This window comes from Bacillus altaicus (assembly GCF_042136375.2).
GTDB lineage: Bacteria > Bacillota > Bacilli > Bacillales > Bacillaceae_G > Bacillus_A > Bacillus_A cereus_U.
Map to the genome: position 1 here is coordinate 1516052 of NZ_CM143394.1, position 21904 is coordinate 1537955.

Below are 21904 nucleotides of genomic sequence, written 5' to 3' on the forward strand. Positions count from 1 at the left end.
GTAGATAAAATGAAGAACGCTGAGGGAATTACGTTTTTATACTGTACAGTTTTGAAAAAGTAAAGAATGTTTTTTAGGAAGTGGTCTTGCCAATTTTGTGTGAAACTTGGTATTATTACTAGGTAATAATTTTTTGGTGGAATAATATTTTTACAGGAATTCCGATTTATAATAAAGAAATATAAATTGGAATGTTTAAAAAATTTAGCGTAAGATGGGAATAGTAAATATTTCTATTAGTAAATGTCATAGGAATAAATTTTCTAATAGAATACATCGTATTTTTACAGTAAATCAATTTGATGCCAATCTGTAAAAACGGGACAAACAAGAGTATGGGAGTGGATTTTACATGTTTAAAATTCAAGAAGTTCGTGAATTAATTAAATTAATTGATAGCTCTAATATTGATGAATTTGAATACAAAAAAGACGGTACAACAATCAAAATGAAAAAACGTGGTAATGAAGTTGTTGCTGTGCAAGCACCGGTAACGAAACAGGTAGTACAACCAGCAGCATCTGTTGAAGTAGAAACAACAGTAGCGGCAGCGCAAGTAGAAGTGCAAAAAGAAGAAGAGAAAGCTGTTCAAAATGAAAACCTACATAAAATCACATCACCGATGGTAGGGACATTTTATTCCTCTTCTTCGCCTGATACACCTCAATATGTAAGTGTTGGGGACAGAGTATCGAAAGATTCTATCGTATGTATTGTTGAAGCTATGAAATTATTTAATGAAATTGACGCAGATGTAGAGGGCGAAATTGTTGAAATTCTTGTTAATAACGGACAGCTTGTTGAGTATGGACAACCGCTATTTCTTGTAAAAGCGTAATAAGGGAGTCTTTGTGATGATAAAAAAAGTATTAATAGCCAATCGTGGAGAAATTGCTGTACGAATTATTCGCGCTTGTAAAGAAATGGATATTGAAACAGTTGCAATTTATTCTGAAGCAGACAAAGAGTCACTTCATGTGCAAATTGCAGATGAAGCGTATTGTGTTGGACCAACGATTTCGAAAGAAAGCTATTTAAATTTGACGAACATTATTAGCGTTGCAAAATTGACAGGTTGTGATGCAATTCATCCTGGATACGGATTTTTAGCAGAGAATGCAGATTTTGCAGAATTATGCCGTGAGTGTAACTTGATTTTTATCGGTCCAAGCCCGGAAGCTATTTCAAAGATGGGCACAAAAGACGTTGCACGTGATACAATGAAAGAAGCAGGGGTTCCGATTGTACCAGGTTCACAAGGGATTATTAAAAATACCGAAGAAGCGATTGTGCTTGCTAAACAAATTGGATATCCAGTTATTATTAAAGCGACTGCGGGTGGCGGCGGAAAAGGTATTCGTGTTGCGCGCCATGAAGAAGAGCTTGTAAAAGGAATTCAAATTACACAGCAAGAAGCCAGTACCGCTTTTGGGAACCCTGGTGTATACTTAGAGAAGTACGTTGAAGATTTCCGCCATGTTGAGATTCAAATAATGGCAGATACACATGGAAATGCCATTCATTTAGGAGAGCGTGATTGTACAATTCAGCGCCGTCTGCAAAAACTAGTAGAAGAAAGTCCATCACCTGCACTTGATGAGAATATTCGCAAGCAAATGGGTGACGCAGCAGTTAAAGCGGCGGTAGCGGTTGATTATACAGGTGCTGGTACGGTTGAGTTTATTTATGAATATAAAACGAAAAGCTTTTATTTCATGGAAATGAATACGAGAATCCAAGTTGAACATCCAGTTACTGAAATGGTAACAGGGATGGATTTAATTAAAGAACAAATTCTTGTTGCTTCTGGAGAAAAGTTATCGTTACAGCAAGAAGAAGTACAATTTAATGGTTGGGCAATGGAATGTCGAATTAATGCGGAAAACCCTGCCAAAAAATTTATGCCATCTCCAGGTAAAGTAGAAATGTACTTACCACCAGGCGGATTTGGTATTCGCGTCGATTCAGCTGTATATCCGGGATATTCAATACCACCTTTCTATGATTCGATGGTTGCTAAATTAATTGTTCACGGAAAAACACGTGAAGAGGCAATTGCAAAAATGAAGCGAGCGCTCAGTGAGTTTGTCATTGAAGGCGTACATACAACAATCCCGTTCCATTTGCAATTGCTAGATCATCCTGATTTTGTAAAAGGTGAGTTTAACACGAAATTTTTGGAAGAGCATGAACTTGTGACGCAGTGATACATTAAAGGAGGTTTTTTTCATGGCTGAACATATGTTAGATATGGGTCAAGATACAACTCTTGGAAAAGTAGAAATTGCACCAGAAGTAATCGAAGTAATTGCAGGTATTGCAGCTGCTGAAGTAGAAGGTGTAGCGGCAATGCGTGGTAATTTTGCTACAGATGTTGTTGAGAAGTTAGGTAAGAAAAATCATGGTAAAGGTGTAAAGGTGGAATTAGCAAACGAAGATATTATTGTTGACCTTTATGTTGTGATGTATTTTGGTGTAGCAATTCCGGTTGTTGCACAAAAAATTCAAGACAATATTCGCCAAGCACTCTTTACAATGACAGGACTTGAGCCAAAAGAAGTGAACGTTCACATCGTTGGCGTAACATTCGAAACACAAAAAACAGAAATCGAACCAGTGTAAGAGTGAAAAAAGGTGCCTAGTAAAATAGGCATCTTTTTTATCGTTTCATTTCTTCACAAATTAAAACCCTCAAATTATTATACTATTTTAAAAAATAAGAAAAATGAAACGAGATGTTTCATTTTTCCAAAAAACGTACATTGTGATAAGATATGGAACTTGAAGTTAATCTTTTTATTATTTTTCAGCCTTGTACCCCGTGTGTGAAACGATAAATTGTGTTATTATCATTGTATTATAAGGTTGGAAAATCAATGAAAACTGCAAGAGTAAGTGAATTGACGGCTTATAAATTATAATAATATAACAAAACATAAGGAAAGACTTGAAGTATAAAGGAGAGTTACAATGAAACGTAGGACGGCTAGAGAAAGAGCAATGCAAGCATTATACCAAATGGATATTACAGGTGAATTAGAACCGAAAGTAGCGGTGGAAAATACGCTAGATGAAGGCGAAGAAACAAATGAGTTTCTAGAATCACTTGTTGTAGGATTTGTAGACAACAAAGAAGAGATTGACGCAGCAATTCGTCAAAATTTAAAAAAGTGGAAGCTTGAGCGTATTAGTATTGTTGATCGCAGTATTTTACGTGTAGCTGTGTGTGAGATGAAATACATGGAAGAAATTCCGCACAATGTAACAATTAACGAAGCAATTGAAATCGCAAAAACATTTGGGGATGAGGAATCTCGTCGTTTTATTAACGGCGTTTTATCTAATATAAAAGATACACTGTAATTTCTTTAAGGGGGAAACTTAAAATGGTAGCAGTAATCATCAAAGGAAATGAAGTTGCGGAGAAAAAACGAGCACAATTAAAAGAAGAAGTTGTGAAGTTAAAAGAGCAAGGGATTGTACCAGGATTAGCAGTTATTTTAATTGGAGAAGATCCAGCATCTCGTTCTTATGTAAAAGGAAAAGAAAAAGGCTGTGAGCAAGTAGGAATCTATTCAGAGCTAATTGAATTTCCTGAAACGATTACTGAGGAGCGTTTGCTTGCTGAAATCGATCGCTTAAATGGAAACGACCGCATTAATGGCATATTGGTACAATTGCCTTTACCAAAACATATTGAAGAAAAAGCTATCATTGAAAGAATTTCACCGGAAAAGGATGTAGATGGATTTCACCCAATCAGCGTAGGACGTATGATGACGGGACAAGACACATTCCTTCCATGTACACCGCATGGCATTTTAGAATTAGTAAAAGAAACGAATCTTGATATTTCTGGAAAACATGTTGTTGTAATTGGAAGAAGTAATATTGTTGGTAAACCAGTGGGGCAACTGTTTTTAAATGAAAACGCAACTGTCACATATTGTCATTCTAAGACGCGAAATATAGAAGAATTATCGAAGTTAGCTGATATTTTAATCGTAGCCGTTGGACGACCGAAAATGGTAACAGCTGACTATATTAAAGAAGGTGCGGTTGTAATTGATGTTGGTGTTAACCGTTTAGAAACAGGCAAACTTTGTGGTGATGTTGATTTTGACAATGTATTAGACGTTGCAGGTTACATTACGCCTGTGCCAAAAGGAGTCGGCCCAATGACTATTACAATGCTTCTTCACAACACTGTGGAGTCTGCAAAGCGTGCAGGTGTTGTTTGTCAATAATTTGAATCGGCTATGAGGAGAGAGCAATGGAGAAACAATATTTAACCGTTACAGCATTAACACGCTATATTAAAACAAAAATAGAGTATGATCCGCATTTACAGTCTGTTTGGTTAAAAGGAGAAATTTCCAACTTTAAATATCATAGTCGTGGTCATATGTATTTTACATTGAAAGATGAAAATGCAAGAATTGCAGCGGTTATGTTTGCGGGTCATAATCGTAATATTAAATTCAGACCGGAAAATGGAATGAAAGTACTTGTAAAAGGAAAGATTTCTGTTTACGAGGCGAGTGGTTCTTATCAAATTTATATTCAAGACATGCAGCCTGATGGAGTTGGAAATCTTCATTTAGCTTATGAACAATTAAAAGTCCGATTAGAAGAAGAAGGGCTGTTTTCTCAAGTTTATAAGCGTCCAATCCCTGCGTATGCAAAAACAATCGGTGTTATAACGTCGCCAACAGGAGCAGCAATTCGCGATATTATAACAACAATTAAACGTCGTTATCCAATTGGAAATGTTATTGTGTTTCCTGTACTTGTACAAGGGGAGTCAGCGGCTCCCTCGATTGTACAAGCAATTCGTACAGCGAATGAAATGGGAGATATTGATGTTTTAATTGTTGGACGTGGTGGAGGCTCTATTGAAGAATTATGGGCCTTTAATGAGGAAGTAGTTGCAAGAGAAATTTTCACAAGTGAGATTCCGATTATTTCAGCTGTAGGTCATGAAACGGATTTTACAATCGCAGATTTTGTCGCGGATTTACGTGCACCAACACCGACTGCAGCAGCTGAGCTGGCGGTACCTAACATTATAGAGTTACAAGAAAAGGTATTACAAAGAACTCTGAGATTGCAAAGAGCAATGAGAGAGAGAGTACATAAAAAAGAAGAAAAACTGCAAGTGTTACAAAAATCTTATGCGTTCCGTTATCCAAGGCAAGTGTACGAGCAAAAAGAAGAGCAGTTAGACAGAGCTCTTGAACAACTTGTTTTAGCGAAAGAGCGTTATATAGATAAAAAAGTAAATCAATTAAAGCAACTTTCATTTTATTTAGAAAAGCACCACCCATCTCAAAAAATTATACAAACGAAAACGGCAATTGAAACGTTGCAAAAGCAGTTGCAACGTGAAATGCAAACGTTACTTCAAACGAAGGAGTTCGTATTTGTGAGAGCGGCTCAAAAGCTTGAAGTATTAAGCCCGCTTAAAGTAATGATGAGAGGGTACGGGCTTGTATACGATGAAGAGAAACAAGTATTAAAAAGCGTGAAAGATGTTAGCCTTGGAGATGCTGTTTCGGTTCAATTACAAGATGGAATACTAGATTGTAGCGTATCAAGCATAGAGGAGCGTGAATTGAATAGTGGAAAATAAGTTAAGCTTTGAAGAAGCAATTTCGCAGCTTGAGCATCTCGTTTCTAAGCTTGAACAAGGTGATGTACCTTTAGAGGAAGCAATTTCTTATTTTAAAGAAGGCATGGAATTATCTAAGCTTTGTGATGAGAAATTGAAAGATGTACAAGAACAAATGGCAGTTATCCTTGGAGAAGATGGAGAGCTTAAACCGTTTACTGCTTTAGGAGATGAAGCATAGTGACACATATAGCTTTTGATGCTTTTTTGAAAGAGAGTAAAACTTTCGTAGAAGAAAATCTTGTAAGCTATGCAAATGAATTACAATGTCCAAATGTGCTTCGTGAAGCGATGGCATATTCTTTGGAAGCGGGTGGGAAACGTCTCCGCCCGTTACTTTTATTTGCAACGTTACAAGCGTTTGGGAAAGAAAGAAATCTTGGAGTGGGTGCAGCTTGTGCCCTTGAAATGATTCATACATATTCGTTAATTCATGATGATTTACCTTGTATGGATGATGATGATCTAAGACGAGGAAAGCCTACCAATCATAAAGTATTTGGTGAAGCAATGGCAGTTTTAGCAGGAGATGGTTTGTTGACATATGCTTTTCAAGTTATTATGGCATATGGGCCAAAAGAAATCTCTGCTGAAAAAAAAGTAAGACTTGTACTTGAGCTTGCGAAAGCAGCAGGACCTGAAGGAATGGTTGCTGGACAAGTGGCAGATATGGAAGCTGAAGGAAAACGACTTACAATTAATGAATTAGAGTACATCCATAAGCATAAGACAGGTAAACTGCTTGAGTTTGCTGTACTTGCAGGAGCGATACTTTCTGATGCTACAGAAGAGCAAGAAGAGAAGTTACTTGCATTTGCGAAATATATCGGTCTAGCTTTCCAAATTAGAGATGATATTTTGGATGTAGAAGGAACAGAAGAAGAGATTGGAAAACCGATTGGTAGTGATGCTTCCAACGAAAAGAGCACATATACGACGTTATTTACTGTAGATAGAGCAAAATCTATTTTAGAGGAGAAAATTGCAAAAGCAAAAGATTCTATTAGCTCCTTACAATTACAAGATGAATATTTACTATCTATTTGTGATTTAATCGCAAAACGTAATAACTAATATAACAGCGTTTTCATTTGTTGAGTCATTCATCATTTTATGATATAAATGTAGGAAAAGGTTTTTCTTTTCTTGTTATTGGCAAAAATATATGTAGATTACATTGCCGTTATCACTTCGTGTTAGCGGCTATTTTTTTCATCACGTAAAGAAATATGATGTATAATATGATAAGTGAAAAAATGGAAGTGTTTTCTGAAAGCAGGACAAGATAAAAAGAATAGAAAAGAGAATTTCTTGTGTTGTGTAAATGTTTCTTATAATATTTGACATGTTGACAGATTATGAAATGAAAGTGAGTGATCCATGTGGATCTAACGCAAATTCAAAACCCTAGTTTTTTGAAAGATATGTCTATAAGTGAACTAGAGGGGTTGAGTGAGGATATTCGTAAGTTTTTAATTGAAGAGCTCTCTCAAACAGGTGGGCATATTGCACCTAATTTAGGTGTAGTAGAACTCACAATTGCTCTGCATAAATTATTTGATAGTCCGAAAGATAAATTTTTATGGGACGTAGGACATCAATCCTATGTACATAAAATTTTAACAGGGCGTGCGAAAGAATTCGGCACATTAAGGCAATATCAAGGTCTATGTGGTTTTCCAAAACGCTGCGAGAGTGAGCATGATGTTTGGGAAACTGGCCATAGTTCGACGTCGTTATCTGCTGCAATGGGAATGGCCCTAGCACGTGATTTAAAGAAAACGAAAGAATACGTTATACCAATCATTGGCGATGGTGCATTAACAGGCGGAATGGCTTTAGAGGCATTGAACCATATTGGACATGAAAAAACGGACATGATTGTTATTTTGAATGACAATGAAATGTCAATTGCACCAAACGTCGGTGCACTTCATAATGTACTTGGTCGTTTACGTACCGCAGGGAAGTACCATTGGGTAAAAGATGAACTAGAGTATATATTGAAGAAAATCCCAGCAGTCGGCGGGAAAGTTGCTGCGACAGCAGAGAAAATAAAAGATAGTCTAAAATATTTACTAGTATCAGGCGTCTTTTTTGAAGAATTAGGCTTTACATATTTAGGTCCGGTCGATGGGCATGATTATGAAAAGTTATTCGAAACGTTGCAATATGCAAAGAAAACAAAAGGCCCAGTACTTGTTCATGTTATTACGAAAAAAGGAAAAGGTTATAAACCAGCTGAGAGTGACGTTATTGGAACTTGGCATGGAACAGGACCGTATAAAATTGAGTCAGGTGACTTCGTTAAACCGAAGGAAGTTGCACCAGCATGGAGTGCTGTTGTTAGTGAAACAGTGCTTAAGCTAGCGAGAACGGATGAACGTATCGTTGCAATTACGCCTGCAATGCCTGTTGGATCGAAACTTGAGAAATTCCAAAAAGAATTTCCGAATCGTATGATTGATGTAGGTATTGCAGAGCAGCATGCTACAACAATGGCGGCTGGTATGGCAACGCAAGGAATGAAGCCATTCTTAGCAATTTATTCAACGTTTTTACAAAGGGCATATGACCAAGTTGTTCATGATATTTGTCGCCAAAATTTAAATGTTTTCATTGGAATAGATCGTTCTGGATTAGTTGGAGCAGACGGTGAAACGCATCAAGGTGTATTTGACATCTCGTTTTTACGTCATTTGCCGAATATGGTACTTATGATGCCGAAAGATGAAAATGAAGGACAACATTTAGTATATACAGCGATGCAATACGAAGATGGACCGATTGCTTTACGTTATGCACGCGGCAATGGACTTGGCGTTCAAATGGATGAAGAATTAAAGGCGATTCCAATTGGTACATGGGAAACGTTAAAAGAAGGCACACAAGCAGCAATTTTAACGTTTGGTACGACAATCCCGATGGCAATGGAAGCAGCTGAGCGTCTTGAACAAACTGGATTATCAGTGAAAGTAGTGAATGCTCGCTTTATTAAACCGATGGATGAGGCATATTTACATGAGCTTTTAGGGAAAAATATACCGATTTTAACGATTGAAGAGGCTTGTTTAATCGGTGGCTTTGGAACGGGAGTAGTTGAATTTGCTTCTGAGAACGGATACCATAGTGCTTTAATTGAACGAATGGGTATTCCTGATCGCTTCATAGAGCATGGTAGTGTAACAAAACTGTTAGAAGAAATTGGTTTAACGACAGATGCTGTTGTAGACCGTATTCATACAATGATTCCATCAAAACAAAAAAGGGCGTAACAAATGAGCATAAAAAAAGAAAGAGTAGATGTACTATTAGTAGAGCGAGGGCTTATAGAAACGCGTGAGAAGGCTAAACGTGCTGTTATGGCAGGTCTTGTATATGCGAATGAAATGAGACTCGATAAGCCAGGGGAGAAAATCTCGCAAGATACGGAGATTACGGTGAAAGGGCAAGTTATGCCGTATGTAAGCCGTGGTGGTTATAAGCTTGAAAAGGCATTAGAAACATTTCAACTTGATTTACAAGATAAAGTTATGATAGATATTGGTTCATCAACTGGTGGTTTTACAGACTGTGCGCTTCAAAATGGTGCGAAGTTATCCTACGCATTAGATGTAGGATATAATCAACTTGCGTGGAAATTGCGTCAAGATGAGCGTGTTGTTGTGATGGAACGAACGAACTTCCGTTACGTGACACCGGCAGATTTAGAGCGTGGTTTACCGCAGTTTGCAAGTATTGATGTTTCATTTATATCATTAAGGCTTATATTGCCGGTTTTAAAAACAATGCTTACGCCAAATGGTGATGTAGCTGCATTGATTAAACCTCAGTTTGAAGCTGGACGAGAACAAGTCGGGAAAAAAGGCATTGTTCGTGATAGAAAAGTACATGAAGCTGTCGTGGAAATGATTGTCGATTTTGCTCTTAAGGAAGGCTATAATGTCGAAGGTTTAACATTCTCACCAATTACAGGCGGGGATGGAAATATTGAATTTTTAATTCATCTAAAGTGGCACGGTGAGCGTGAGAATGGCGAAAATCATTCTCCGGTTTCTATTGAACAAGTTGTTACAGAAGCGCATAATGTTCTAAAACAAAAAGGGAAAGGGGAATAACATATGTTGTTCCTCTTTTTGTTGTAATCGTATAATTATTGTAAAAACAATTGTATACAAGTAACGGATTATACGTTAACATAAATAAATGAAGTATACCAATGTTTAAACTATGGTAAGAGATAGTGTGAGGTGCAAATGTATGAATAAAGGTCAGCGCCATATTAAAATCAGGGAAATTATTGCGAACAAAGAAATTGAAACACAAGATGAACTAGTTGATATTTTACGTAATGTGGGGTTTAATGTAACGCAAGCAACAGTATCGCGCGATATTAAAGAACTGCACTTAGTGAAGGTGCCATTACATGATGGTCGCTATAAATATAGCTTGCCAGCAGATCAACGATTTAATCCGTTGCAAAAATTAAAACGAAATCTAGTGGATTCATTTGTAAAATTAGACACGGCAGGACATATGCTGGTGTTAAAAACATTGCCTGGTAACGCTCATTCACTTGGGGCACTTATTGATCATTTAGAGTGGGATGAGATCGTCGGAACCATTTGTGGTGATGATACTTGCTTAATTATTTGCCGTACACCTGAAGATACAGGTGTTGTCTCTGATCGTTTCTTAAATATGCTGTAACAGAAAAATCTTGTTTACTTTCCTCTGTAAAGTGGAAAGTAAACAAGATATTTTTATTGGCGAAAAATATGGATTTTCAAATACAATACATTATTTTTTTTGAATGAAGTTAGAAAATAGGTGGATTGACCCGTAAAACGAATGTTTGGTACAATGGAGCGGGTTAGAAGAGTAATTTATACATACAAACATATAGTATAACTATTTGAATGAAGAATACTGAGAAAAGCCCTTAATAGGGGATTAGTTTATAACGAGGTGAATGGGGCATTGTTATCGGAATTATCGATCAGAAACTTTGCTATTATTGAGGCATTAAATATTTCTTTTCAAAAAGGTTTAACCGTTTTAAGTGGTGAAACAGGAGCTGGAAAATCCATTATTATTGATGCAATTAGTTTGCTTGTTGGTGGCCGTGGTTCAGCAGAATTTGTTCGATATGGAACAGAAAAGGCTGAGATAGAAGGATTATTCTATGTAGAAGATGACAAGCATCCATGTATCGCAAAGGCAGAAGAGTTAGATATAGAAATAGAAGATGGCATGATTATTTTGAAGCGTGACATCGCTGCGAACGGAAAAAGTGTCTGTCGTGTAAATGGGAAACTTGTTACACTCAGCGTATTAAAAGAGATTGGAAAAACGCTAGTTGATATTCATGGACAGCATGAAACACAAGATTTAATGAATGAAGAGCGTCATATGTTTATGCTTGATCATTTTGATGGAAATCGCATTGTTAAACAATTGGCCATATATCAAAATGTATATAAAGACTATGAGAAGTTAAAAAAACAGCTGAAATCTTTAAGTGAAAATGAACAACAAATGGCCCACCGTCTAGATTTAATTCAATTCCAACATGAAGAAATTCATAAGGCGGATTTAAAAATGGATGAAGAATATGAATTGACTGAGGAACGATTAAAAATCTCCAATTTTGAAAAGATTTATAAAGCATTAGGAGATGCGTATCGTTCGTTAAGTGGAGACGGACAGGGATTAGATCACGTAAGAAATGCAATGGGACAAATGGAGAGTATTACGCACTTAGATGAAGCGTATCAAGAAAATCATGATTCCATTGCAAATAGTTATTACTTATTAGAAGAAGTTGCATATCAGCTTAGAGAAAAGTTAGATATGATGGAATATGATCCGAAACGTCTAGATGAAATTGAAACACGTTTGAATGAAATCCGTATGTTAAAGAGAAAGTATGGAAATACTGTAGAAGAGATTTTAGCGTATGCTGATAAAATTGAACAAGAAATTTTTACGATTGAAAATAAAGACGTACATATTGAAACGACGAGAAAGCAGTTAACGAAATTAGAAGGTGTTATTGTAAAAGAAGCAACGTTGTTAAGTACTATGCGTCATGAGCTTGCGGATCATCTTACAAGCGCTATTCATCAAGAATTAAAAGAACTATATATGGAAAAAACGAAATTTGAAGTGAGAATTATGAAGAGGGTAGGAAATGTAGAAGAACCTCTCGTGGAAGGAACACCGGTAAAACTTACGGCGGATGGCTACGATCATGTGGAATTTTATATTTCAACGAATCCGGGTGAACCGTTAAAGCCACTTTCAAAGGTTGCTTCTGGCGGAGAGTTATCTCGTATTATTTTAGCTTTAAAAAGCATTTTTTCTAAGCATCAAGGTGTTGCATCTGTTATTTTTGATGAAGTGGATACGGGTGTGAGTGGTCGGGTTGCGCAGGCTATTGCGGAAAAAATTTATCGTGTATCAGTAAACTCGCAAGTACTTTGTATTACGCACTTACCTCAAGTAGCTTCAATGGCGGACTCGCATTTATTTATTAGAAAACAAGTGGCGAATGATCGGACGATTACATCGGTTACTGTGTTAAGTACGGATGAAAAAGTAACAGAAATTGCTCGAATGATTTCTGGTGTTGAAATTACAGATTTAACGACAGAGCATGCGAAAGAGTTACTTACGCAAGCACATCATTTCAAACAGACAGCAGAGGCTATCCAGTAATGGATAGCTTTTTTTTCTCAAATGACGATTTCTTAATTCTTCCGGTTATAAATAAAGCACTGCAAGGAGAGATTAAAAAGTGAAGCCAAGAGGCTGAATGTGGGTAGGAGCGAGGAGAGTGAACAAATTGAAATTAGAAAGATTTCGAAAAATAATAGGTCTTTGTCTCCTTGTTTCTCTAGTTTTTATTGGATGTTTTAAACCGCTTCGAACGTTTATTTCATCGCCGAAGCAACTTGTTGTTTTTGAAGGACAACAATCAGAAATAGCATCATTACCAGTTTTTAAGGCTTCATCTACAAATCGTAATGTATTTACTGTAAGTTCAAATGAACAAGAACTTATGGTAAATTCTCACCAAAATGGTGAAGCTGATATGGTGTTTCAACTTGCTGGTTTTCCAGTGAAAAAAGTAAATGTGAAAGTATTAAAAGATTTTAAAGTTATTCCAGGTGGACAATCGATTGGTGTAAAATTGAACACAAAAGGTGTACTTGTTGTAGGCCATCATTTAATTCAAACTGAAAAGGGTAAAGTATCTCCTGGTGAAACAGCTGGTGTACAGATTGGAGATATGATTACTGAAATCAATGGTAAAACAATTGAAAGAATGAGTGATGTAGCACCATTTATTCATAATAGTGGAGAAACAGGTGAACCGCTTAATCTTGTTTTATTAAGGGATGGAAAATATATTCGTGCTAAGCTAACACCACAAAAAGATAATGGTGAATCTTCTTACCGAATTGGATTGTATATTCGTGATTCAGCAGCTGGTATCGGAACGATGACGTTTGTACATCCAGATTCTATGAAATACGGAGCGCTTGGTCATGTAATTTCCGATAATGATACAAAAAAGCCAATTCAAGTAGAAGATGGACAAATTATGCGTTCGACAGTAACGTCTATTGAAAGAGGAAGTCACGGGAACCCGGGAGAAAAATTAGCAAGATTTTCACCGGATCGTGAAGTGATTGGTAATATTACAATAAATAGCCCGTATGGTATTTTTGGGAAATTAAATACAAATATGACAAACGGCATAATGGATAAAGCAATGCCTATCGCATTATCCAATCAAGTAAAAGAAGGGCCAGCGAAAATATTAACAGTTATTGATCGAGATAAGGTGGAAGCGTTTGATATTGAAGTTGTTAGTACAGTACCACAAAAGTTCCCGGCTACAAAAGGTATGGTTATAAAAGTGACAGATAAACGTTTACTAGCAAAAACGGGTGGTATTGTACAAGGAATGAGTGGAAGTCCGATTGTACAAAATGGGAAAGTAATTGGTGCGGTTACACATGTATTTGTAAATGATCCAACGTCAGGATACGGTGTTCATATTGAATGGATGTTACATGAGGCTGGAATTAATATTTATGATCAAGAGAAAAAAGCGAGCTAATACATATTAGCTCGCTTTTCTTTTGAAAAATTCGTTGAAATTTTGTAAAAGCTCCGCAAGAGCTGTTTTTTGTTGTAAGATATAAGCAAAGGGTTGAACGTTTCGCTGTAATTCTATGATGGAATGTGTTGCGAAAGGAAAAAAATGAACGATAAACATATTTTTTTGTGATTTTATCGGAAAGTAAGAAACTTTAAAGGGAATTTTCACACAATTGTCGAACAATTCATGTAGCCTAGAAGCTTACACATGTCGGAAGAATCGATTCGGTAAGGGAGGAAAAACTGTGGAGAAAATTAAAGTATGTCTTGTGGATGATAATAAAGAATTGGTATCGATGCTAGAGAGCTATGTTGCTGCTCAGGATGATATGGAAGTGATTGGAATTGCTTACAATGGTCAAGAATGTTTAAACTTATTGAAAGAAAAGCAGCCTGATATACTCGTTTTAGACATTATTATGCCACATTTAGATGGTCTAGCTGTGCTAGAGAAAATGCGACATATTGAAAGGCTAAGACAACCTAACGTTATTATGTTGACAGCATTCGGACAAGAAGATGTGACGAAAAAAGCGGTTGATTTAGGGGCATCATATTTCATATTAAAACCATTTGATATGGAGAATTTAACAAGTCATATTCGTCAAGTTAGTGGTAAGGAAAATGCTACCATTAGACGTCCATTACCATCTTTCCGATCAGCAACAACGATCGATGGCAAACCGAAAAACTTAGATGCGAGTATTACAAGTATCATTCATGAAATTGGTGTACCCGCTCATATTAAAGGATATATGTACTTACGAGAAGCAATCTCTATGGTGTACAATGATATCGAATTACTAGGATCTATTACGAAAGTATTATATCCAGATATCGCAAAGAAATATAATACAACAGCAAGTCGTGTCGAGCGCGCAATCCGTCACGCAATTGAAGTAGCTTGGAGCCGTGGGAATATTGATTCTATTTCGTCCTTATTTGGTTATACTGTATCGATGTCAAAAGCAAAACCTACGAATTCCGAGTTCATCGCAATGGTTGCGGATAAGCTGAGACTTGAACATAAGGCTAGCTGAGATTAGTATATTCAAAATAAATTTTTTTATAAAAGATCAATGAGTTTAAAACACTCGTTGATCTTTTATTTTGTTATATAGGGGTTTTTTATTTTGTTGTTCTGTGCATTCATAATTTTAGTGGGTAAGTTATCCGTGATATAATAGGTGATAATAAAAAGCCCTGCAAAACAGGACTATATTATTCTTCGTCTTTATTTTGTTTTTCTAATTCAACTAACTTTTGTATTAAAATATGCTGAGGCATATGCATAAGTTGTTCAAGTGGAACACCTAACGCTTTTGATAGGCGGACTGCAGTGTCTGGAGAAATTTGTAATGGTCTCATAGAAGTACCTCCTTTTTCGTATAGTATAGCATAAGATTGGGGGAGTGAGGATGACTCTTATATTTGCGCATCGTGGTGCGGCGGGAACGTATCCGGAAAATACAATAATTTCATTTGAAGCAGCAGAGGCTTTCGGGGCAGACGGAATTGAACTTGATGTTCAATTAACGAAAGATGGAAAAGTTGTCGTTATTCATGATGAAACTGTGAATCGAACGACGAATGGAAAAGGTGCTGTTCGGAATTATTTATACGAAGATTTATGTAAGTTAGATGCAAGTTATAAATTTAGTGAAAAAGTAGGCTTTTGTAAAATTCCTCTTTTAGAAGAGGTACTGGAATGGCTTGAAAAAACGCAATTGCTACTTAATATTGAACTTAAAAATGATAAAATTCCATACAGAGGTTTAGAAGAAGAGGTTATAACACTTGTGCGTAAGTTTAGTCTGGAGGATCGTGTTATATTTTCTTCGTTTAACCACTATAGTATGAAACGGTGCCATATGATGGCTCCTGATATTCAAACAGCTATTTTGTATCGTGAAGGTTTGCATAGCCCGTGGGCATATGCAAAAAAGATGGGTGCTACTGCAGTGCATCCGAATTATCGTTATCTTCAAGATGCCATCGCTGAATTAACGATGGAAAGTGGTGTAGAGGTTCGTCCTTACACGATAAATGAAGAAACGCTTATGCGTAAATATTTTGATATGAACATATCGGCGATTATTACTGATTATCCTGAAACAGCAAGAACTTTATTACCGATAAAAAATGAGACCTAATATAATGGTCTCATTTTTTTATCGGTATGTGAAAACTTTGTTCTATCTTCTGAAGCGGGCTTGCACTTTATTTCTCTTACGATCTCTGTGTAAGACGAAGCCGCCGAAAATATAAAACCCGAGTGCAAAGCAAAGAGCGCCGATTAAAAATTGTAACCATAATATAGGGATTGGGGAGAATAAAATCCCAAATACAGTATCTCTCATTAGTTTAATACCAAGCACGGCTAATGAAATCGGGATGAGTGCTAATGATAGAGCGAGGTAACGCTGCATACATAACGCCCCTTTTCAGATTATTTTGTTTATTTTAATGATGTTATATGAAAAGGGGGTTTGTCAAGAGATTGCTGAACGAGTAAGATAAGGATGTGAAAAATTTTGCAGAGATACTTCGAGAGGAAGTGTAATGTATGAAACAAAAGGTGTTAATTGTTGGAGCGGGTGAAGGTGGAAGTACACTGCTAGGTCTGTTACAAAATTCGAATATATTTCAAATTATAGGGATTATTGATAGTAATCCAATGGCGAAGGGACTACAAATTGCAAAGGAATATGGGATTCCGATTAGTGATAGTGTAACTCCGTTTCTTTCTATGCATATTGATGTAATGTTTGATATGACAGGTGATTATGATTTACATAAAGTTTTATTGGGAAGCAAGCATAAAGACACCCTTCTTATACCAGGGGATATTGCAAAAATTGTTACGAAACTAGCGCATGAGAAGGAAAGCTTAATTGGGAAGCTAGAAGAACAGACGCAACAAGGAAATTTAATTTTAAATTCAACGCATGACGGTATGATTGTTATAGATCAAGAGGGACAAGTTCGTCTGTTTAATAAAAGTGCAGAGCGTATTATCGGATATAAGAAAGAAGAGGCGATAGGAAAATATATTTTAGAAGTTATTCCAACGAGTAAGTTGCTTCGTATTATACGCACGAAAAAAATAGAAGTGAATCATGAACTGACGTTAGAGAATGAAAATAAGATCATTACAACGCGTATCCCGATATTAAAAGAAGATGGAGAAGTTCAAGGCGCATTTGCGATTTTTAAAGATATTACAGAAGTTGTAGATTTAGCGGAAGAAGTTACAGATTTAAAAGAAATTCAAACGCTACTTGAGGCGATTATTAACTCATCTGAGGAAGCGATTTCGGTTGTTGATGAGAAAGGAAGAGGGTTAGTTATAAACCCTGCTTATACGAAGTTAACGGGTTTAACCGAAGAGGATATTATAGGGAAGCCAGCTACAACTGATATTGTAGAAGGTGAAAGTATGCATATGAAAGTACTTCGGACGCGCCGAGCGGTACGAGGAATACATATGAAGATTGGGCAAAAAAAGCGAGATGTAATTGTAAATGTAGCACCGGTTATTGTTGATGGAATATTGAAAGGGAGCGTCGGGGTAATTCGCGATGTATCAGAAATTCAAAAGTTAACAAATGAATTGAATAGGGCAAGACAAATCATTCGAACGTTAGAAGCAAAATATTCATTTGATGATATTGTTGGTGATTCAGATGAAACGACGGCAGCTATTGAACAAGCAAAACTTGGAGCGAATACACCGGCAACAGTATTGCTTAGAGGGGAATCAGGTACGGGGAAAGAGTTATTTGCACACGCTATTCATAACGGTAGTAATCGAAAATACAATAAGTTTGTACGAGTAAACTGTGCTGCTATTTCTGAGACCTTATTAGAAAGTGAATTATTCGGTTATGAGGAAGGCGCGTTTTCTGGAGCGAAAAGAGGCGGGAAACGAGGATTCTTTGAAGAAGCGAATAATGGAAGTGTTTTTTTAGATGAAATCGGAGAGTTATCTGCAAATACGCAAGCGAAGCTCCTTCGTGTACTACAAGAAAAAGAAATTGTGAAAGTAGGGGGAACGAAAGCGATACCTATTAATGTTCGAGTGATTGCTGCGACGCATGTGAATTTAGAAAAAGCTATTTTAGAAGGGAAGTTCAGAGAGGACTTATATTATCGTTTAAATAAAATCCCGATTCAAATCCCTTCCCTTCGTCAGCGTAAAGGAGACATACCAGCGATTGCAGAAAGGTTAATTCAAAAAATTAATCAAGATTATGGTCGTAATGTAGAAGGACTCACCGATTCAGCCATTTCGTATTTACAATCATATGAATGGCCAGGGAATGTTAGGGAACTTGAAAATATTTTAGGACGAGCTATTATCTTTATGAATTATAACGAGATATATATTGATGTACATCATTTACCGCCTTTACATAAAGAAGAACAAGTAGAGACGAAACAAAATAATTTATTACCTGAATTAGAAGAGAAGGCCCTTGAACACCTAGTGACAGAATTTGAGGGGAATATTATCCGTGAATATTTAGAGAAATTTGATGGGAACAAAACGAAGACTGCAAAAGCGTTAGGAATTTCAGTTCGAAACTTATATTACAAGCTAGAAAAGCACGACTGTGCAAAAAATAGCATGCAATAAATTGCGCACCATGCAATTTATTGCATGGTATACAAAAAGCGACAAAACGAGACAGAATATTTAGTTGTTTTCCAAAGTATTGATTTTACTGCATTTTGAATGCGTTTTCATTATTGGTAAGACCAATTTTAAAAGTTGGCACGGTATTTGCTTAATGAATAGACGAGGGACGACGGAAAGGGTTGATTACAAAATATGAAGTTAGAACACTTAATTGATCAAGCAGCAGGACAGCCTAAAAAAACTGTGGCTGTAGCAGTAGCTGAAGATCATGAAGTAATTGAAGCTGTAGCGAAAGCAATCAAGTTACAGCTAGCTCAATTTCGTCTATATGGAAATCAAGAGAAAATAATAGGGATGCTACAAGAGCATGGGTTACAAACTTCAGAACATATTGAAGTGATTGCAGCAGCGTCAAGTGCTGAGGCTGCAGAACTTTCTGTTAAAGCTGTAAGCAATGGCGAAGCAGATGTACTAATGAAGGGGAACATCCCAACAGCAAATATTTTGAAAGCTGTATTAAATAAAGAGTGGGGACTTCGTAAGGGCAGCGTGCTTTCACACGTTGCAGCGTTTGAAGTTCCAAATTACGATCGTCTTATTTTTGTTACAGACGCAGCGATGAACATTGCACCTGATGTAACACAAAAAGCTGCTATTATACAAAATACTGTAGAAGTTGCCCAGGCAATAGGAATTGATTTGCCAAAGGTAGCACCAATTGCAGCGGTAGAGGTTGTTAATCCTGCGATGCAAGCGACAATTGATGCAGCGATGTTAACTCAAATGAATCGCCGCGGACAAATTAAAAATTGTGTCGTTGATGGACCACTTGCTTTAGATAATGCAGTATCACAAATTGCAGCAGAACATAAAGGCATAGTAAGTGATGTAGCAGGTAAGGCAGACATTTTACTCGTCCCAACGATTGAAGCTGGAAATGTGCTATATAAATCACTCGTCTATTTTGCAAATGCAAAGGTAGGAGCGATGATTGCTGGCGCTAAAGCACCGATTGTTTTAACATCACGTGCTGATTCAGCAGAAACAAAAGTATATTCATTAGCATTGGCAGTTGCGACTGCTTCAAAATAAACCAAATAGGGTAAAACAATTAGGGGGAAACGACAATGACATTAGAAATCTTCGAATACTTAGAAAAATATGATTATGAGCAAGTGGTATTTTGTCAAGATAAAGAATCTGGTTTAAAAGCAATCATTGCAATCCATGATACAACACTTGGACCAGCTCTTGGTGGAACAAGAATGTGGACATATGATTCTGAAGAAGCGGCGATTGAAGATGCATTGCGTCTTGCAAAAGGGATGACATACAAAAATGCAGCAGCTGGTTTAAACTTAGGTGGTGCAAAAACAGTAATTATCGGTGATCCACGTAAAGATAAAAGCGAAGCGATGTTCCGTGCATTAGGACGCTACATTCAAGGACTAAACGGACGTTACATTACAGCTGAAGATGTTGGTACAACAGTAGATGATATGGATATTATCCATGAAGAAACTGATTTTGTAACAGGGATTTCACCATCATTCGGTTCTTCTGGTAACCCATCTCCAGTAACAGCATACGGTGTTTACCGTGGTATGAAAGCAGCTGCAAAAGAAGCGTTCGGTACAGATAACCTAGAAGGAAGAGTAATTTCTATTCAAGGTGTTGGTAACGTAGCATATCACCTATGCAAACATTTACACGCTGAAGGAGCAAAATTAATCGTTACAGATATTAATAAAGAAGCTGTACAACGTGCAGTAGAAGAATTCGGTGCAACAGCAGTTGAGCCAAATGAAATTTACGGTGTTGAATGTGATATTTACGCACCATGTGCATTAGGCGCAACAGTTAATGATGAAACTATTCCACAACTTAAAGCAAAAGTAATCGCAGGTTCTGCAAATAACCAATTAAAAGAAGATCGTCACGGCGACATCATTCATGAAATGGGTATTGTATACGCACCAGACTATGTTATTAATGCAGGTGGCGTAATTAACGTAGCAGACGAATTATATGGATACAATAGAGAACGTGCATTAAAACGTGTTGAGTCTATTTATGACACAATTGCAAAAGTAATCGAAATTTCAAAACGCGATGGCATAGCAACTTATGTAGCAGCAGATCGTCTAGCTGAAGAGCGCATTGCAAGCTTGAAAAACACTCGTAGCACATACTTACGCAACGGTCACGACATTATTAGCCGTCGCTAATCATTCATATACAACTTTTACGAAAGGTGTGGTTACCTCTTATGAGGTTTCCACTTCCTTTTAAATTTATTAGTGGAGGTAGCAACATTGTCCTTAAATCGAATTCTTGTTATTAATCCGGGTAGTACATCCACAAAAATTGGTGTTTTTGATAATGAAAGACCCGTTTTAGAAGAAACAATTCGTCATGATGAAGAACAGATTGGAAAATATAAGCGAATTATCGATCAATATGAATTTCGAAAAGAAACAATTTTAGAAGTGCTACATTCTCATGGTATTAACATTTCAAAATTGAACGCTGTTTGTGGGCGTGGTGGATTACTTCGTCCAATCGAAGGTGGCACGTACACAGTAAACGATTCAATGTTAGAAGATTTAAAAAACGGATTTAGCGGTCATCACGCTTCAAATCTCGGAGGCATTCTAGCTTATGAAATCGCTTCTGGATTAAATATTCCTGCATTCATTGTGGATCCTGTCGTTGTAGATGAAATGGAGCCAATTGCTCGTATTAGCGGTATTGCTGGTATGGAACGTAAAAGTATTTTCCATGCATTAAACCAAAAAGCGGTTGCTCGTAAAGTAGCAGATGAATTAAATCACAAATATGAGGATTTAAATTTATTAGTTACACATATGGGCGGCGGTATTACAGTTGGTGCTCATAAAAAAGGAAAAGTTATCGATGTTAATAATGGCTTAAACGGAGAAGGACCATTTAGTCCAGAGCGTGCTGGTACGGTACCAGTAGGACAATTAGTTGAAATGTGTTTCTCTGGTGAGTATTACCGAGACGAAATGGTTAAAAAACTTGTCGGACAAGGTGGACTTGTAAGTCTTATCGGTACAAACGATGCAATTAAAGTAGAACAAATGGTTGAAAAAGGTGATCCTGAAGCAACTCTTATTTATAAAGCAATGGCATATCAAGTTGCAAAAGAGATTGGCGGAGCTAGTGCTGTACTTCACGGGAAAATCGATGCAATCGTATTAACTGGTGGACTTGCGTACAGTAAAATTCTTGTCGATGAAATAAAAGAACGTGTTCACTGGATTGCAGATGTTATCGTACATCCAGGAGAAGATGAATTACAAGCGTTAGCAGAAGGAGCACTTCGTGTATTACGTGAAGAAGAAGCGCCGAAAGAGTATGTTGTACGAGAAAAACAAACAGTAGCTAGGGGTTGA

General features: G+C 36.8%; 21 protein-coding genes. 19 read left to right on the top strand and 2 right to left on the bottom strand.

The window, feature by feature from the left end; all coding sequences use genetic code 11:
• Positions 1-352: 352 nt before the first annotated feature.
• From accB to spo0A, 14 genes are all read left to right on the top strand, one after another.
• Positions 353-838: an acetyl-CoA carboxylase biotin carboxyl carrier protein gene (gene accB / locus ACE38F_RS08030; RefSeq protein ID WP_375369511.1), complete on the top strand. Its 486-nt coding sequence runs from the start codon at positions 353-355 to the stop codon at positions 836-838.
• 16 nt (positions 839-854) lie between these two features.
• The gene (gene accC / locus ACE38F_RS08035; protein ID WP_215554162.1) at positions 855-2207 is read left to right on the top strand and encodes an acetyl-CoA carboxylase biotin carboxylase subunit; all 1353 of its coding nucleotides are present in this window, start codon (positions 855-857) and stop codon (positions 2205-2207) included.
• Between the two features lie 22 nt (positions 2208-2229).
• Positions 2230-2622, top strand: a complete 393-nt coding sequence (locus tag ACE38F_RS08040) for an Asp23/Gls24 family envelope stress response protein (RefSeq protein ID WP_000807630.1) — start codon at positions 2230-2232, stop codon at positions 2620-2622.
• A 348-nt stretch (positions 2623-2970) separates the two neighbouring features.
• Positions 2971-3363 carry a N utilization substance protein NusB gene (gene nusB / locus ACE38F_RS08045; RefSeq protein ID WP_002067080.1) on the top strand — a complete coding sequence of 131 codons (393 nt, stop codon included), beginning with the start codon at positions 2971-2973 and terminating at the stop codon, positions 3361-3363.
• Positions 3364-3386: 23 nt separating this feature from the next.
• Complete coding sequence (folD, locus tag ACE38F_RS08050) at positions 3387-4247, top strand: bifunctional methylenetetrahydrofolate dehydrogenase/methenyltetrahydrofolate cyclohydrolase FolD (RefSeq protein ID WP_375369508.1); 861 nt, start codon at positions 3387-3389, stop codon at positions 4245-4247.
• Positions 4248-4273: 26 nt separating this feature from the next.
• Positions 4274-5632, top strand: a complete 1359-nt coding sequence (gene xseA / locus ACE38F_RS08055) for an exodeoxyribonuclease VII large subunit (protein ID WP_215554160.1) — start codon at positions 4274-4276, stop codon at positions 5630-5632.
• Positions 5622-5852, top strand: a complete 231-nt coding sequence (xseB, locus tag ACE38F_RS08060; RefSeq protein WP_000428422.1) for an exodeoxyribonuclease VII small subunit — start codon at positions 5622-5624, stop codon at positions 5850-5852. Before xseA ends, xseB begins: the two co-directional genes overlap by 11 nt.
• Positions 5852-6745, top strand: a complete 894-nt coding sequence (gene ispA, locus ACE38F_RS08065; protein WP_215554159.1) for a (2E,6E)-farnesyl diphosphate synthase — start codon at positions 5852-5854, stop codon at positions 6743-6745. The genes xseB and ispA overlap by 1 nt, the downstream gene beginning before the upstream one ends.
• Before the next feature lie 308 nt (positions 6746-7053).
• A complete protein-coding gene (dxs, locus tag ACE38F_RS08070) occupies positions 7054-8946 on the top strand; it encodes a 1-deoxy-D-xylulose-5-phosphate synthase (RefSeq protein ID WP_215554158.1) in 1893 nt (630 codons plus the stop codon).
• Positions 8947-8949: 3 nt separating this feature from the next.
• Entirely contained in the window at positions 8950-9789 is an 840-nt protein-coding gene (locus ACE38F_RS08075; RefSeq protein WP_002160533.1) for a TlyA family RNA methyltransferase, read from the top strand.
• Between the two features lie 142 nt (positions 9790-9931).
• Complete coding sequence (argR, locus tag ACE38F_RS08080) at positions 9932-10381, top strand: arginine repressor ArgR (RefSeq protein WP_002015076.1); 450 nt, start codon at positions 9932-9934, stop codon at positions 10379-10381.
• A gap of 270 nt (positions 10382-10651) precedes the next feature.
• Positions 10652-12391 carry a DNA repair protein RecN gene (gene recN / locus ACE38F_RS08085; protein ID WP_215554157.1) on the top strand — a complete coding sequence of 580 codons (1740 nt, stop codon included), beginning with the start codon at positions 10652-10654 and terminating at the stop codon, positions 12389-12391.
• 118 nt (positions 12392-12509) lie between these two features.
• Positions 12510-13802: a SpoIVB peptidase gene (spoIVB, locus tag ACE38F_RS08090; RefSeq protein ID WP_375369506.1), complete on the top strand. Its 1293-nt coding sequence runs from the start codon at positions 12510-12512 to the stop codon at positions 13800-13802.
• A 286-nt stretch (positions 13803-14088) separates the two neighbouring features.
• The gene (spo0A, locus tag ACE38F_RS08095; RefSeq protein ID WP_215554156.1) at positions 14089-14883 is read left to right on the top strand and encodes a sporulation transcription factor Spo0A; all 795 of its coding nucleotides are present in this window, start codon (positions 14089-14091) and stop codon (positions 14881-14883) included.
• Positions 14884-15064: 181 nt separating this feature from the next.
• Here the strand turns inward: spo0A and ACE38F_RS08100 are convergent, their stop codons facing one another.
• A complete protein-coding gene (locus tag ACE38F_RS08100; RefSeq protein ID WP_001247671.1) occupies positions 15065-15211 on the bottom strand; it encodes a YycC family protein in 147 nt (48 codons plus the stop codon).
• A gap of 50 nt (positions 15212-15261) precedes the next feature.
• Between ACE38F_RS08100 and ACE38F_RS08105 the strand changes: the two genes are divergently transcribed.
• Positions 15262-15996 carry a glycerophosphodiester phosphodiesterase gene (locus ACE38F_RS08105; RefSeq protein ID WP_215554137.1) on the top strand — a complete coding sequence of 245 codons (735 nt, stop codon included), beginning with the start codon at positions 15262-15264 and terminating at the stop codon, positions 15994-15996.
• Positions 15997-16038: 42 nt separating this feature from the next.
• On the opposite strand, the gene ACE38F_RS08110 is transcribed toward ACE38F_RS08105, so the two are convergent.
• Entirely contained in the window at positions 16039-16272 is a 234-nt protein-coding gene (locus tag ACE38F_RS08110) for a DUF2627 domain-containing protein (RefSeq protein ID WP_002111735.1), read from the bottom strand.
• Positions 16273-16409: 137 nt separating this feature from the next.
• Here ACE38F_RS08110 and ACE38F_RS08115 point away from each other — a divergent pair, with 137 nt between their 5' ends.
• The 4 genes from ACE38F_RS08115 to buk all read left to right on the top strand — a co-directional run bounded on the left by ACE38F_RS08115 (position 16410) and on the right by buk (position 21904).
• Positions 16410-18482 (top strand): sigma 54-interacting transcriptional regulator, encoded by a 2073-nt coding sequence (locus tag ACE38F_RS08115; RefSeq protein WP_375369505.1) that lies wholly within the window; start codon positions 16410-16412, stop codon positions 18480-18482.
• Between the two features lie 195 nt (positions 18483-18677).
• Entirely contained in the window at positions 18678-19577 is a 900-nt protein-coding gene (gene yqiS, locus ACE38F_RS08120) for a phosphate butyryltransferase (RefSeq protein WP_215554135.1), read from the top strand.
• A 35-nt stretch (positions 19578-19612) separates the two neighbouring features.
• Positions 19613-20713 (top strand): leucine dehydrogenase, encoded by a 1101-nt coding sequence (locus tag ACE38F_RS08125; protein ID WP_002145827.1) that lies wholly within the window; start codon positions 19613-19615, stop codon positions 20711-20713.
• Between the two features lie 87 nt (positions 20714-20800).
• Complete coding sequence (gene buk / locus ACE38F_RS08130) at positions 20801-21904, top strand: butyrate kinase (RefSeq protein ID WP_088079347.1); 1104 nt, start codon at positions 20801-20803, stop codon at positions 21902-21904.

What these genes read in the sequence shown, in the direction of transcription:
- accB (WP_375369511.1), top strand. Translation starts at nt 353, where the DNA reads ATGTTTAAAATTCAAGAAGTTCGTGAATTAATTAAATTAATTGATAGC.
- accC (WP_215554162.1), top strand. Translation starts at nt 855, where the DNA reads ATGATAAAAAAAGTATTAATAGCCAATCGTGGAGAAATTGCTGTACGA.
- ACE38F_RS08040 (WP_000807630.1), top strand. Translation starts at nt 2,230, where the DNA reads ATGGCTGAACATATGTTAGATATGGGTCAAGATACAACTCTTGGAAAA.
- nusB (WP_002067080.1), top strand. Translation starts at nt 2,971, where the DNA reads ATGAAACGTAGGACGGCTAGAGAAAGAGCAATGCAAGCATTATACCAA.
- folD (WP_375369508.1), top strand. Translation starts at nt 3,387, where the DNA reads ATGGTAGCAGTAATCATCAAAGGAAATGAAGTTGCGGAGAAAAAACGA.
- xseA (WP_215554160.1), top strand. Translation starts at nt 4,274, where the DNA reads ATGGAGAAACAATATTTAACCGTTACAGCATTAACACGCTATATTAAA.
- ACE38F_RS08075 (WP_002160533.1), top strand. Translation starts at nt 8,950, where the DNA reads ATGAGCATAAAAAAAGAAAGAGTAGATGTACTATTAGTAGAGCGAGGG.
- argR (WP_002015076.1), top strand. Translation starts at nt 9,932, where the DNA reads ATGAATAAAGGTCAGCGCCATATTAAAATCAGGGAAATTATTGCGAAC.
- ACE38F_RS08100 (WP_001247671.1), bottom strand. Translation starts at nt 15,211, where the DNA reads ATGAGACCATTACAAATTTCTCCAGACACTGCAGTCCGCCTATCAAAA.
- ACE38F_RS08105 (WP_215554137.1), top strand. Translation starts at nt 15,262, where the DNA reads ATGACTCTTATATTTGCGCATCGTGGTGCGGCGGGAACGTATCCGGAA.
- ACE38F_RS08110 (WP_002111735.1), bottom strand. Translation starts at nt 16,272, where the DNA reads ATGCAGCGTTACCTCGCTCTATCATTAGCACTCATCCCGATTTCATTA.
- ACE38F_RS08115 (WP_375369505.1), top strand. Translation starts at nt 16,410, where the DNA reads ATGAAACAAAAGGTGTTAATTGTTGGAGCGGGTGAAGGTGGAAGTACA.
- yqiS (WP_215554135.1), top strand. Translation starts at nt 18,678, where the DNA reads ATGAAGTTAGAACACTTAATTGATCAAGCAGCAGGACAGCCTAAAAAA.
- ACE38F_RS08125 (WP_002145827.1), top strand. Translation starts at nt 19,613, where the DNA reads ATGACATTAGAAATCTTCGAATACTTAGAAAAATATGATTATGAGCAA.